At 47.3% G+C, this 15,403-nt stretch carries 3 protein-coding genes; all 3 read left to right on the top strand.

Annotated features, from left to right (window positions below; all coding sequences use genetic code 11):
- The first annotated feature begins 22 nt into the window (after positions 1 to 22).
- On the top strand, positions 23 to 2,551 hold the full coding sequence (locus tag ACRBG0_RS16515) for a TonB-dependent receptor (protein ID WP_431487970.1): 2,529 nt from the start codon (positions 23 to 25) through the stop codon (positions 2,549 to 2,551).
- 550 nt (positions 2,552 to 3,101) lie between these two features.
- Positions 3,102 to 7,094 (top strand): response regulator, encoded by a 3,993-nt coding sequence (locus ACRBG0_RS16510; protein WP_431487969.1) that lies wholly within the window; start codon positions 3,102 to 3,104, stop codon positions 7,092 to 7,094.
- Between the two features lie 186 nt (positions 7,095 to 7,280).
- The coding region (locus ACRBG0_RS16505) for an HYR domain-containing protein (protein ID WP_431487968.1) at positions 7,281 to 15,403 on the top strand (8,123 nt) is incomplete at its 3' end.

Genomic DNA, 15,403 nt, shown 5'->3' with positions numbered 1-15,403 from the left:
ATTAACCATTACTGTCAAGCGCATGCGATCATTTTTTATTTCCGCTCTCCTCCTTTTATTTAGTATCGGACTTTCTGCACAAACCGAGCGAGCTACGGTTACGGGCGTAGTGTCGGATGTAATATCTGAGCAGGCCATTGACTTGGTAACTGTCTACGTTAAAGGTAGTAATACGGCTGCGGAAACAGCCGCCAATGGCAGGTACAGTATAGTAGTGCCTGCAAATGAAAAATTCATTTTGGTATTTTCTCGTATTGGCTATCAGGAAGGGACTACAGAACTAGGGCCGTTGCCTGCGCGTTCAAATCAGCAGGTGGATGTAAATCTAGCGCCTTCCGAGAGCGAAATTGAAGTGATCGTACGAGAGAGTAAGATTGAAGAAGGTGGCATGGTGAGGGAGGATGTGGAACAGCTCAAGTTGTTGCCTACGACCACCGGTAACCTGGAGAGCGTTTTGCCTCATATTGCACTTGGTGTAAGCAGCGGTTCCGGAGGCGAACTCAGTAGCCAGTACAATGTACGCGGGGGGAATTACGACGAAAACCTTGTTTATGTTAATGATTTTGAAATTTACCGTCCTCAGTTAGTTCGGGCAGGGCAGCAAGAAGGACTCACCTTCGCCAATATTGACCTCATTCGTGACCTTTCCTTTTCTTCAGGTGGATTTGAGGCCCGCTATGGGGATAAATTGTCTAGTGTTTTGGACATCAAGTACAAGCGCCCCGACGAGCTTCGAGGTTCTGTAGGCCTAAGTTTCCTCGGCGGATCTGCTCACTTGGAAGGGAGTATTGCGCCTAAAAAGGATTCTTACCGGCGGTTGCGGTTCCTGGTTGGGACTCGGTATAAAGACACTCGTTACTTGCTGGGTTCATTGGATGTCTCCGGAGAATATACGCCTAGTTTTACCGATGTGCAGGCTTATGTAACCTACGACCTTAGCAGAGATTGGCAGCTGGGCCTGTTGGGTAATTTCAACCAAAGTATTTATCGCTTTCAGCCTACACAGAGAAGCACCGGTTTTGGTTTAATCAACCTTGCCTTGCAGCTCTTTAGCGTTTTTGAAGGGCAGGAAGTGAACGAATTTACCACTCAAATGGGAGGCTTAAGCCTTACTTATTTGCCAGATCGTAGTGTAAATCCTTTTTTCGTTAAGTTCCTGGCATCGGCTTTCCGCAGTGATGAGAATGAGCGTATTGATGTTATCGGACGTTATAGCCTTCGTCAAATTGATAGTAATCTGGGGAGTGATAATTTTGGCGAGGTCTTGGCTGAACTTGGTGCAGGAACTCAGCAGCAATATGTACGTAACTTTCTGGATATACAGCTTTATAACGCAGAAGTCAAAGGCGGATTAGAACTTCAAAAAGGAAACGAAGAAGTAGATGCTTCCCATTTCTTTCAGTTTAGCCTCAAGGCACAACACGAGCGGATTGATGACATGATTAATGAGTGGGAGCGTTTGGATTCGGCAGGGTATAGCTTGCCTTACGATACCTCTGCCGTAATGTTGTTCTCGACCTTGAAAACCACAAACCAATTGCGGTCATTACGTTTTTCTGGCTTTATTCAAGATACTTACACTTGGCGTAAGGACGACAAAGGTGAGCTCCGCCTTTCTGGAGGTGTACGCGCCAATTATTGGGACTTGAACCAGGAACTTTTGATCTCACCACGTGTGCAGCTGCTTTACAAGCCTTTGGCGGGTAAGCGAGATATTAGTTACCGCCTGGCAACTGGTCTGTATTACCAAGCTCCTTTCTATCGCGAAATGCGCGCCTTCGACGGGCAGGTCAACACTGATTTGCTTGCTCAGAAGTCTTTCCATGTCGTAGGCGGATTTACGCTTGATTTTTACCTGGGTAAACGTAACCCTAAAAAATTCCGCTTTATCACCGAGGCCTATTACAAGGAATTGTGGGACCTGGTGAGCTATGAAATTGAAAATGTACGTATCCGCTACAGTGGCCTCAATAATGCAAAGGGTTACGCCATGGGGCTGGATATGCGACTCAATGGTGAGTTTGTACCTGGTGCTGAAAGTTGGATCAACCTTTCCTTCTTAAGAACGCGCGAGCGGCTAGACGGCGTTACGCACCTCCGTCGAGAAATCAACGTTGATGAAGCTGTAGAGGTCAAGGATGTTCCTCGGCCTACCGATCGGCTGATGCAGATGAGTATGTTTTTTCAGGATTACCTAAAAACCAACGAGAACATCAAAATGCACCTCAATCTCACCGTGGGGAGCGGCTTGCCTTACGGGCTTTTGGGCAACAACCAGGAATTCCGAAACACTTACCGTTTCAATCCTTATCACCGGGTGGATATAGGCTTCAGCTTCTTGTTGTTTGACGAGAAAAGACGTGCTAAACGACCTAATCACTTCCTTCGCTTTACGCAAACAACCTGGTTGAGTTTGGAAGTATTCAATCTTCTGCAAGTTCAAAATCAAGCGGGTAATACCTGGGTAAAGACCATTTTCAACCAGCAGTATGCCATCCCGAATTACCTCACTTCTCGGAGAATAAATCTGCGTTTGAAGATGGATTTTTAGGATTTTGAAATTAGGGGTGATTTAAAATTTGATAAGGAAAGTAAGTGGGTCTTTATGCCAAAGTCTGCGAAAGCTGTACTAGCCCTTTGTGCCTCAGCATGACGCTACTTCAATACATCAACGCCTGTCATTTGCCAATGATGTAACTGGTACCGTAGCCGGGGTGGCGCAGATAAAGGTGTTGCTCAAAGATGAGAAGTTCCTTCTCGGTCTTCATCCATCCTCTCGTCTGGTGCGCCGTTAAGTAGGGTAGGGGGCTCAAAGGCCCGCCATTCCGTAAACAGGTCGGTTAATTGACTGTAATTTGCAGGTGGGCTTGAAAGTTGTGATTGCTAAATTTAGGGCTTTTCCGAGAATTTGCCTTCAGGAAGTGTTTTTTGAACTTCCTTTGAGGGGAGTGCCGCTTTTTTGGCGAGTAAAGCGTTGTAAATAAGGAAGAGTAAATAAACAGGATGAAAAACAGGAATAGTGCCAAATAACTATCTTTGAGAAAATGTTGTTTTAAACTGCCTGGAAATCTATTCGCAATGTTTTCAAAGAGGATGTTTTAATGCGCTCATTGATAATTATATTGGTTGTTGGTATTTGCGGAAAACTGATCGCCCAGGCTTATGAAGTAAACATCTTTAATCAGGAAGACCGCCTGATTAATTATTCCTGGGGAGGGATAGTCGAAGATAAATCAGGCTATCTTTGGATGGGTGGTTTTAGAGGATTAACGCGTTTTGATGGGCAGCAATTTATAACAATTCACAATGGAAGTAGCGCAAATGTTCGCTATGATCTTGATAACGTAGGAAGACTTCATAAGTTAAAAACGGAGGAAATTGCTTATATAAAAACAAGAGACGAAATTGAAATTTTCAACCCCGAAACTTTTCACTTTCGCATACTTTCTCTGAGGACGTTTACTACTGCACCGCCCGTTATTGTTTCTATCAATATGTATGAAGATGGCGACCTCTATATTTGTCTGGAGGCTACCACGGGTATTGTTGTACTACGCTATGATGGTCGTACCATTACTCCTGTTCTGGAGCAAGTAGAAAAGCGAGAGAATGCAATCAATATTCATAGCCCTGGCAACGCCAAGTTGCAACTGGTTCCTTTTTCCGCGTTCAGGTATTTTTTTTTTGACGGAAATAAGGGACACTTCTTCTATAATCAAAAAGAGAATGAATATACGCCGATTACTTTGCCTGATCGGCTTAAGGGTAAAGAAGCATGGCCCTGCTTTATGGTGAAAGGTAAAAAAGAGAACTGGTTGTTTTCTTTTGCCAGGATAGATGGACTATTTACCTTCAATGCACAAGAAGAAATTGTACCTCACCCCCATTTCGATCAAAACCTGAGATATAGAAATGGGCGGAAAGACGAAAAAGGGAATATCATTTTGGAAGTAGTAGAAGGTAGAAAACGTTTTCTCTTGTATGAACCTGACCTCAGCACTGTGAATGAAATAGGTTCATATTCTAATCGCCTTTGGCATCAGTCTGAGCTCTGGAGTAAAAATTTTAAGGAATACTTCTTTTATACAGGAGAAAAAGGGTTGATTTATCGCCATCGGCCAACCTATACGATATCCCCGGTTTTGAGGCAAAGCACAAAAAAACAAGCGGGGGTGAGTCTGCGGGGAATGATTGAGCTGACTAACGGAAAAGTATTGGCCGGCACGGATAACCACGGAATTCACCTCTATGATCCAGTATTGGACACAGTTACTTCCGTAGTGACCCCAGTGGGCTGGCCGGACGATTTAAAAACGGTAATTGCTAGCCGAACGCTGCTAAAAGATACATCCGGCAACGTATGGCTAACGGCCTTCATGAGGAATACCGAAAATGAGCGACCGGCTGGTTATTTACTGAAATTTGACGAGAAAGCAATGAAAATCAAGGCCTTTCACCCCCTTTCTTCCAGGGTGAAAACGATGGCATTCATCAATGACTCTTTACTGCTAGCGGGGATGGAATCAGAGCTTTTTACGATTAGTCTTAAGCCAGAGGTAAGGACAAAAGTGTTGAAAAAAACTTCAGAAGGTCACAATCTATGGTATGGTATAGAAAAAATAATTCCTTTACCAGAAGATGGTCATTTTCTGTTGGTAACGGCTACCGGCTTGTATCGCTTTGATTATGAGCAAAACAAGGTTGAAGAAATTTTAGTGCCAGGAAGTCAGGTAGATCACTATTTTGATGTTTATCAGGAAAATGCTGCAAGCTGGTGGGTCGGTACTAACGGTGACGGTCTGTATCGGTACGATACGCTCACCGGAGAACTCAAAACCTTCGGATTTAAGCAAGGTATACTATCCGATATGGTATGTGGTATTGTGCCCGAAGGAGAAGATTATTTAATGCTGAGTACCTACCGTGGTTTGTATCGTTTTGATAAACGTCGGGGTTTAGCGAGTAACAAGGGCTTACAAAACGGCCTTGCAGAATATGAATTCAATCGTAACAGCTACCTTGGCTTGAGCGATACCAGCTGGCTTTTCGGTGGGGTCAATGGATTCTATCGCGTGACCAAGGTGAATAGTGTGACAACGGAAGCAGTAACTCCTCCTAAAATATTGTTGTCATATGTTCATTTTAGAAACGAGAACGCTGAGCAGGATACTTTCATTTATAACTTCCATAGTCAATCCGAGGCATTAACGCTTCCAGCTAATGCCCGCAGGCTGCAAGTACAGCTTAGTAGTTTTAACCCGGAAGAGAAAGCCAATGTGCTATTGCATTTTCGTTTACATCCCTCGGAACGTTGGGAGTTACTGCCAGAGAGCGGAGAGCTCACCTTTAACTTTATTCCTCCGGGACACTACCAGTTGCAGGTTGCCGACCGTACGAGTGGCGAAATGCTTTTTAATTTACCCATTTACGCAAAATGGCGGTGGTACGAACGTACTTCCGTCCAATTAGCCGGGGGGATACTTGTCTTGACACTAATAGGCTTGTTGTTGTATTTTTATTTTAAAGGACAGTTAATTCGCGTAAAGACGTTACAATTAGAAGAAAACGACAAATTCCGCCAACGTTTATTCGCTTATATCGCACACGAATTTAAAACGCCACTGACCATCATTTTTGGCCTCACCCAACGCTTACGGCAAGCTCCCGAAAATGAAGTCATAGTGGACCAGTTGAAAGTTATTGAAGAGCATGGCACCTCCATGACTAACCTCGTGAATCAGATGATTGAGCTGAATGAGTTACAGGCCAATGAATGGCAACCTGATTATGCACCAACCGATTTGATAAAGCAGATAAAGTTGATTGTTACTCAATTGCAACCATTGGCTGATAGTTTAAATGCTAAGCTGGAATTTCATGCCAAGGAAAATTTCATTTATCAGTGGAGTGACTTTGAGAAACTAAAAGTCATTGTCAACAACCTGGTCAGTAATGCTTTGAAATTTAGCCCTTTAGATGGGAAGGTTAAGGTCTCAGTGGCTGCAGGAGAAACAACGTGGTCATTGACCGTAAAGGATCAAGGGCCGGGTATTCGCGAAGAAGAAATCGAACATATTTCCAAGCTTTTCTACCGTAGCAGTCAGCAGCACGATAAAGAGTTGCCAAACGCGGGCATTGGTTTAGCTTACGTCAAGGCCATCGTTGAAGCGATGGACGGACGGATGAATATTTACAACGACCAAGGATCAGTTTTCGAAGTGATTTTTCCGGCTCGTGCCATCGATAAAGCCTTGATGAAGGAAGAGGTTGCAGAAGAAACGGTTATTTTAAATACCCAAATAGTTGGTGAGGAGAGGTCGGAGTCCAAGGAAAGCCGTGAACTAGTGTTATTGGTAGAGGATACTCCGGCAATGGCAAATTATGTAAAGAGCTGCTTCCCTTCGGAAAAATACCGCGTTGTATGGGCGCGTAACGGAGAAGAAGGAGAGCAACAGGCTATTGCGTTAGTACCCGATATCATTGTGTCGGATGTGCGGATGCCGGGAAAGAATGGTTTTGAACTTTGTGCGGCCTTGAAGGCTCATCCCGTCACCAATCATATTCCGATTGTAATGCTAACGGCCCTGGCGGATCAGGACAGTCGGTTGGCCGGCTTACAGGCCCGTGCGGATGTCTATCTGGCCAAACCCTTTCAGGAAAAGGAACTGGTACTAACCGTAGCTAACTTACTCTATACCCAGGAGCAAACACGCCTCAGGTATACTGATGATCGGGCACACCCGGAAAAAAGGGTGGTTCCTTCTACTTATCCTCAACATGATGAATTCAGACAGAATATAGATCAAGTATTGGAAAAGCACTTCAACGACGCTTTATTCGGAGTGGAAGAGATGAGCCGTGCTTTATTTCTCAGCCGTACCCAGTTGCATCGTAAATCGAAAGCGCTGCTTGGGAAAAACCCCGGCGATCTCCTGCGCACCTACCGCTTAGAAGAAGCAAAAGCAATGCTTGATACTACCGATTTTCCCATTGCCAGGATAGCCCAGCAGTGTGGTTTTAACGATGCTTCCTATTTTACAAAAGTTTTCACCACAGCTTACCGGATTACCCCATCAAAGTACCGAAAACATTAGGCCTTCGGTTGATTTGGAACGAGATTACCATCATCTTGCAACGAGATTACCACTCCCATCCAACGGGTGATTTTACCTTTGATTGTGACAGTTGACACCTTAGTCAAAGGGAAGTCTTTCCCCTCTTTTGCTTAAAGGTGCTAAACATAGCATCTCTCTTTAAAGACGACAAAATTATCTAATCTCATGAATGGAACGAACTCCAAATGGTACTCCTATGCGGTACCCCAAACAGTGCTTTTTACAAAATTTATCAGTTTAGCGAGCCGCACAGCGTTGCTGCTATTTCTAGTTTATAATCCTGTCTTTCTACAGGCACAGTGCAGCCTACTAGGCCTTCCCGGGCGAGTAATCGCCGAAGACTTTGATGATAGTACACCTCCCTATGATGCAGAATATGAGCTTTTCGGGGATGTAGTGGGCCCGCTCGTTACCGTTACGTCCGGATTGGTAAGGGTTGATATTTGCTACTGGGGAGACGTCGGGAATACAAACGAAACCTGGACCGTAACTATCGCTGGTGAATCATTTTCTACTGGTGCATTTGGATATACTCCATCCGAGGACGACCCAGCCTGTATTCCCTATTTTGTATCAGCAGATGCAGTGGAAAGTGATTTGAACGATAACGGAGATATCAGCATCAGTTACGATAACTTTGGGGATGGCTGGACGACCGACCCCGCTACGGGAACAAGCGATGAGTTTAATGCCCAGGTACTTTTTGTGCTGCTGGATTTCGATATAGACATTTCTGTCACCTCAGCAACCAGTACTTGTCAGGATGGTGATGATATTGACTTTGACGGTATTCCCGCCAACGGAGACGTACCTGGAGATAACGCTTATTTTGATATCATTCCTTTTACTGATGACTTTGACCGTGAGACGGGTATACTCGATGTTTCCGAAATCGCTCCCGGAACCTATACTGCCAGATACACCTACACTATTTATGGCTGTCAATTCAGAACGACAAGGACCGTAGAGGTTTTTGCCACACCCACTGCTACTTTAGAGGATTACACGCTCAATTGCGCTGCGCCGGGCCAGGTTATTAGTCTTAATCTTATGTTTTCGGATGACAATGATCCCGGTGGCACTTTCGCAATAGAAAGTGGGACGGGGGGGAGCATTAATGGAGACCGTTTTACTGCACCTATGGAGGGAGGCTGTTTCACCATTAGTTATACACCCCCCAATCCCGATAACTGCTCGGCAGTTGTAAGTTCGGAAGCAGAACTGCTGATTAATGTTCGTCCGGATCCAGCCTTGAGTGTCGATTTACCTGCTTTTATTTGTAGTACCGAGGATATCACTGTCAATGTTACGAATAACAGCAATGGCCCTAATCCCGTACTTACGATCAATGACGAAGAGGTCGACTTTGGAGAAAACACCTTAGCGGCACCCGAAGAGGAAGGCATTATCGCGTACGAAATTTGCCTGACAGAAACGACTACGCCAGAAGACTGCGGAAGCATTACCGATTCGGAAGATTGCAGCAGAATAGCGTGTGAAACCGTCAGGGTATTCAATAATGGTGCGGGCTGTGGTGCCGATGGCCCATTCCTGAGCGAGTGCGTACCCGACCCCGAAGCGATGGACCTTTGCCCGATTGAAACCCAATCCTTCTTTGATTTTACGTGTGGATTAATTCAAATTGACCCCATACCAATGGGCGAAGAAAGCTTAGATTTTTCGGTGATCCAGGCGGAAATCACCAACGTAGAACCAGAAATCGCCTTCTGTGATACGGAAGAAATCTGTTTTGACTATCAGGGCAGTTTGCCCGGAGAGATCGGAGGAATAGCCAGCGGAGGCCCAATGATCAGAGATCTGAGCGAAGCGGCAGATGCGGCGTGTACCATTATCAATTTCACTTTCTCGCTACCTCCACCTTTGGAATTCGTTGAGATAGACCCCTTGCCCTTTCCTGATGTGGTAGAGGACGCTTGCGATAAAACCATTGGCGAGTTTGTAGCGGATGCTATCGCGAACGAGGTAAATGCCGACGGTGGCAGTGGTTTGATCGTAGCTGACACCGATGGCGATGGTGCTTTTGACCAAGTGGTGGAAGAGTACCTGTTTCCCGGAAACGGCAACGCCTGTGTACCCAATAATGTGCAAGGTGCGGGAGTCATTAGTATTCGTAATGTGGTGAATTTCCCCTTTTCGACTCAATCCGCCTGCGGGGTACCAACTACCGAGGGAGCGACGCTAATCGATCGCTTGCCTATTGGTTCCGTTCCCATTATAGGTGGTGCAATATCTGATGCTTTGCGTATTCAGGGGTGTGATTTTCCGTTGGATTTATCCGATGAAGAAACCGTTCAGATTCCGGTTTTTAATAACAGCCCACCTGAGTTTGCCAACTGCAACTCAAACGGGTATACGTTTTCGGCCAGCAGCAACTGTGACAACATTGCCAACTGGTCTATTCCCGTTGCCTACGATCCTTGTGACAATGGCATTCTACCGTATCGCGGCCGTACTGCTGACACGGATGCCAGTAATTTTATCGGCACTCCGGACGCAGCGGTAGAGATCACGCAATCAGGCCTCTACCAGACGGCAGGCCCAATTCCTGGCTCACAGCTTCCGGGAGGTGATTACGAGGTTACCTACACCGCCTACTCTTGCGCGGGTGTGGAAGGAAGCTGCACTTTTCCGGTAACGGTCAGTGGTGGCAATACGATCTTGGCATTGGTTTGCCCGGATGATGTGACGGTAAAAACCGATTTCGATGTTTGTACCGCCCAGGTAACAGGAATCGGCATACTGAGTGGAAGCGATTGTAATAGCATCATTAATTATTCCATCGTTTTTGCCGATGGCACCACCGCTTCCTCAAGCACTGATTTCAACGATGGAAATCTTGGAACGGTCAACAGCGCTGATGGGATTACCTTCCCCCTAGGCGAAAGCACCGTGACTTATACATTGATGATTGACCTCAACGGCGACGGCGACGCTGATGATACTATAGATGACGTGATGGAAACCCAAACCTGTACCTTTACGGTAACGGTGGTGGACGGCCAACGTCCCGATGCTTTCTGTATTGACGTAGACGTGCAGTTGGATAATACGGGCAATGTGACAGTCTTCGCCGCTGACCAAGGCGATGGCTCTCCCTTCGTTGATGGGGGCAGCACGGATAACTGCGATACGGATCTTGAAATACTGATTGCTAAACCCGGAGAAACCTTTGATATTTCCGCGAATTTCGATTGTACCGAAACGGGCTACAGCCTGGTGACACTACAAGTAACCGATGATGCTGGTAATACCTCTACCTGCTTGTCGCAAATTCACGTGCAAGATTTCTTTGATGGTATTGAATTCGACTTGGATTTACCTGAACTCTGCTTGGAGGCCAACAATCCCGATCAGCTGGATTTCTCCAACTACCTCGTCATCACCCTACCTGATGGCACTACCCTGACTCACGCCGAAGTGGTAAACAATACCTATCTGGGCGATGCTGTCGGCGGCTTTGGCCTTAGTGTCTTTTCCCCGGCTGCGGGCACGACTTCTACTGACCCCGGTACCATCTCCTCTGATGGTGTGTTTACTCCTGGTGATGGTACCGGTTACATCACGGTATCTTACGTACTGGCCCTACCTGGAGCAGTTGTACAAAACAGCAACGTGGGGCTGAACGGTTGTTTGGAAATCGTCCATTCGACCTTCGAACTGCGTCAACCCTTAGCGATGGAAGCCCCGGTTTGCGAGTGTATCGTACAAAACGATCGTGTGGTAAACTTAGGAGAAGTGACTGGCGGTCTGGAGCCTTACACCATTCAGTACGGCGGCGTACAATTGGACCTGGATCGTGATGGAATCGCTGACGATACCGATGGCGAATTTACTTATCAGGGATCGATCTTCTCTTCTAATGGAACCATAACTTTTGACATCACTGATTTTACCCAAGATCTGGGGAATCTGCTCGTCAATTACACTCAACCCACTTGGTCGTTCACCATCCTGGACGCCCGGGGGTGTGAACTCTTCCGCTCTGGCTCTTGTGATAATGACGACGAGAACGGCACGCCTGAGATTCTGTGTGAAGACCTCGGACCAGTAGCACTGACGACCGAAGAATTCGTGTGTGAAGCACAACATACCTGGGAGCACCCGCTACCCACCGACAACTGTGATGTAATTATTTACACTTATACCATTACCAACCCTGACGGTTCGGTAGCCGGGCCTTTCGACATTACCGCACTGCTTAACCCAGACATTACCAACCCGCTGCCGGACCAGTTTTTTGCTACTTACGATTTCGAACATTTAAGTCCTACGGAGAATGTTTCTACCGTGACTTACTACGCCGAAGACGCCGTTGGTAACTTTAGTCAATGTAGCTTCGAGGTGACCGTAACGGACGATGATGCGCCCCGCTTTATCAATTGTCCGGAGCCCGCAGTGATCGTAGACGCACCACCGACTTGGTGTAGTGCGTACGCCAATTACTCCCTGCCATTGGCCGAAGACAATTGTGACATCCCCGTGGTAACACAAATCGACGATACTGGCCTGACTTCCGGTGACATCTATCCCGTAGGCATTACCATCAATACCTTTGAGGCGATCGACGCGACGGGAAACAGGACGCTTTGTGATGTGAAAATTATTGTCAACGACTACCATACGCCTCCGAGCTTCGTATGTCCCGATGACGTAACGACCGCAAACGATTTTGGCGACTGTGGTGCTGTAGTGGACGATATCGCTCCTGCAAATATCGAAGATAATTGTCCTGATAACCTGACGGTCGCTTACCGTATCGAAAACGAAGCTGGCGAAGAAATTGCGAATGGACTAGACGATGCCAGTGATAATTTTTTCGAGTTGGGTACGAGCACCGTGACTTACTCACTTCAGGATATGCCGCTATTGCTCATCACGGAAATAACGCACGACCTGAGCGATCCCGTAGACGGAACCGTACCCGTACCTCCCTTTAGCATAGGCAATGCGGTGGACGGTGACTACCTGGAAATTACCAACTTCAACTCCGCCAGTTTGGATGTAAGTTGTCTGATGATTGAACGACTGTCGGCCGCTGGTAGCGAAATATTTGCCGTGCCTACAGGTGTTATCCTGGCCCCCGGCGGTGTGTTGACTATCCACTTCGGTGACGGTACGGACAGCCCGGCGGATAACTTCTACAACATTCCCGGCGCGGCTAACCTGGATGCTGACGCCCCTGCGGCCTACATTGTCAGCTTATCGCGCTCTATTCTGGATATTGCGGTACTCAACGATTTTGACATCAGCGGCTTGGCTCCTTTACAGTACAATCTGGCTGGACGCGAGATCGAAGATTACTGGTCAGGTACGATCAGTCCGCTATTTGGTGGCGGCATCATCAGAACCACGGTTTGGGACACCAATACCGCTGCTGACTTTGAGCCAGGTGAGGCCTGTTTGCCAACAACCATTGGAATGCTAAACCCGAGCTTGCCACAACCTACGCCTAACGGTGCTCAAACGGCTATTCAGGCCCAACCCATTACCCGCCTGGAATGCAGCTTCACCGTAACGGTGACCGACGCAGAAATGGCTATTTGTGGCCTTTACGGCGACTATACGGAGTATCCCGGTAATCCGGAAACGATCGCTTACGGCGAATGTGTAGAATCCGTCGTGACGGTCGACGAATTCTTTACCATTGCCGACTTAAATCTTTCCCTTGCGGGGGACGCGGGGGATTTCGCTGATCTGACCTTCTCGCTCATTAGCCCGGAAGGTACCTTGATTGAACTGCTGATAGCAGAATGTACGGGGACCAGCGCTTTCGATTTCACGTTGGACGGCGACTCCGAACTGGCTGAACCTTTTCTGGATAATTGCGCTAGCTTGAACGGTGGCCTAACTTTAGTACCTACTGGCAATATCGAAGCTTTTAATGGCGAACAAGCCCAGGGCGATTGGACCCTCCAAATCGGCCACAACGGAACGGTCACCACTGATCCGGCTACGCTTGCCACTTGGAGTCTACTCATCAGTGCTCGGGAAGCATACGACCAAATGGACGTGACCCTTGAAAACGATCTCAACCTGTGTGGTGCGGAATACACCTACCTGCAAGCCATCCTGTTCGATAACTGCCCTGGTGGTAGTGTACAATTGACGATCACCTTTGAGGGTGGCGCCGTAGAATTAGATCAAACCTTGTCGATTTTTCCGGAGAATACTGAATTTACCTATTTCTTCCAGGTGGGAGAAACGACCGTACTGTATACCCTGACCGATGCTGCGGGCAATACCTCGACTTGTGGCTTTACCGTAACCGTATTAGATGTTCAGTTTCCTGAAATTACTTGTCCAGACGATCTGGTGATTCAACTGGGGCCAGGCGAGTGTGAAACTAACCAGTATCCAACCACTCCAATTTTTGAATTTGATAACTGCCCGGATTACGTGCTCAGTTCTTTCCCTCCAGGAACATCCGTCCCGATTGGTGATACGACCATCACGCTGATTATCACTGACGCTTCTGGCAACGAAACGACCTGTACGTATAATCTGACGGTACTGGAATTTGAGACGGATCAGGCGCTGGCTTGTATCAACGAACAAAACGTGTCGTTGGGTGCTGATTGTCAGGCAACGATCACCGCAGATATGCTATTGAGTGGCGACCTGTACCGCTGTTACGATAACTATATCGTGACACTCTATCCAGACATGCCGGACACGGGGGCTGAGCCGATCTCTACCTCGCCCTTGATCACGGTAGACTACGTGGGCGAAACAATTGTAGCAGAAATCTGCGACCCCGACACAGGAGAGTGCTGCTGGGGTTTTGTGAACGTGGAATACAAGTTGATTCCTGAATTCATTTGTCCGGCCGATACGGTTGTAAACTGTACTGATTTGACTGGCCCCGATCTCTTAGGCGTGCCCGAAGTAACCTCTTGCGTACCCGGTGGCGCAGTCGTCACGCACCAGGATGAGTTGACGGATAACGGGGCCTGTGGCGAACCGCGTTTTGTGATCATGCGTACTTGGACGGTAGCCGACGCCGTGGGTAATTCTGCCCAGTGTACGCAAACTATCGAAGTGGCGACTTTTGATCTGGACCAGATTATGTTTCCCGAGAATTACGACGGCATCACTAATCCGGTGCTTGATTGTTCAGCAGTACTGGCGGATCCCACGCTGACCTCACCCGATAACTTGGGGTACCCGACCATCAACGGAACGGACCTCTACGAAGCGATCTATTGTTCGGCCGCCATCAACTTTAACGACGAGACTTTTTACATTTGTGATAATAGTTTTCTGTTGTTCAGAACCTGGCGTATCGTGAATCAGTGTCTCCCGAACCCATTGTCGGATGTCCGGGAATTCACTCAGATCATACGGGTTGAGGATTCGGACGGGCCCGATTTAAGCTGTCCGGAAGATGAAACGATCAGCGTCTCTCCGTTCGACTGTACGGCTACTTATCAGGTGCCAGTATTGGATATTTTGGATGCCTGTTCGGACGTTACTTATATCGTGCAAGTGGATAACGATACCTTAACATCTCAGTCCAATAATCTGTACATCGTTACCGGCTTGGAACGTGGTGATCATACGGTCACCTACCTTGCACAAGATGCCTGTGGTATTCGTTCACAGTGCAGCTTCACAGTGACGGTAGAGGATCAAATAGCACCAACAGCCAGCTGTAACGATGAATTGAATGTTTCTATCGGCGGTGGTGACGTAGCCAACGGCCTGTTCGGGCAATCCCGTATCTTAGCCACCGATGTAGACGAAGGTTCTCGTGACAACTGTAGTACCGTGGATCTGGAAGTACGCCGGAACTACTGGCACAACGACACTTGCGATCCGAGCGAGAATAGCTGGAGTCCCTGGGGCGATTTTGTAGATTTCTATTGTTGTGATATCAACAACGAAATCACCATCGAACTGCGCGTCACTGATGCCGTCGGCAACCAGAATACTTGCTGGTTGACGATTACACCGGAAGATAAGCTGACCCCGTTCTGTTATGCTCCTGATAATATGGAGTTGACTTGTAATGATCTGCCACTGACTTTCCCTGGTGACATTGAGACGGCTTACGACGAAGACTTCGCCGCTACCTCGATCATGATGAGCTCGATCTTCGGAGGAGCAACAGGAACAGACAATTGTGTGGTGGATACCATCGTAGAGCGTACGCCTAATATTCAGATCAATGATTGTGGTTGGGGATCAATCACTCGTCGTTTCGAAGCTTGGCAGCTACGCCCAGAAGGCGATGCTAACGGCAATGGTGCTATCGATATCAACGAAGT

This window comes from Lewinella sp. (assembly GCF_050633125.1).
Lineage (GTDB): Bacteria > Bacteroidota > Bacteroidia > Chitinophagales > Saprospiraceae > Lewinella.
This window is presented reverse-complemented; position numbering and strand designations above follow the sequence as displayed.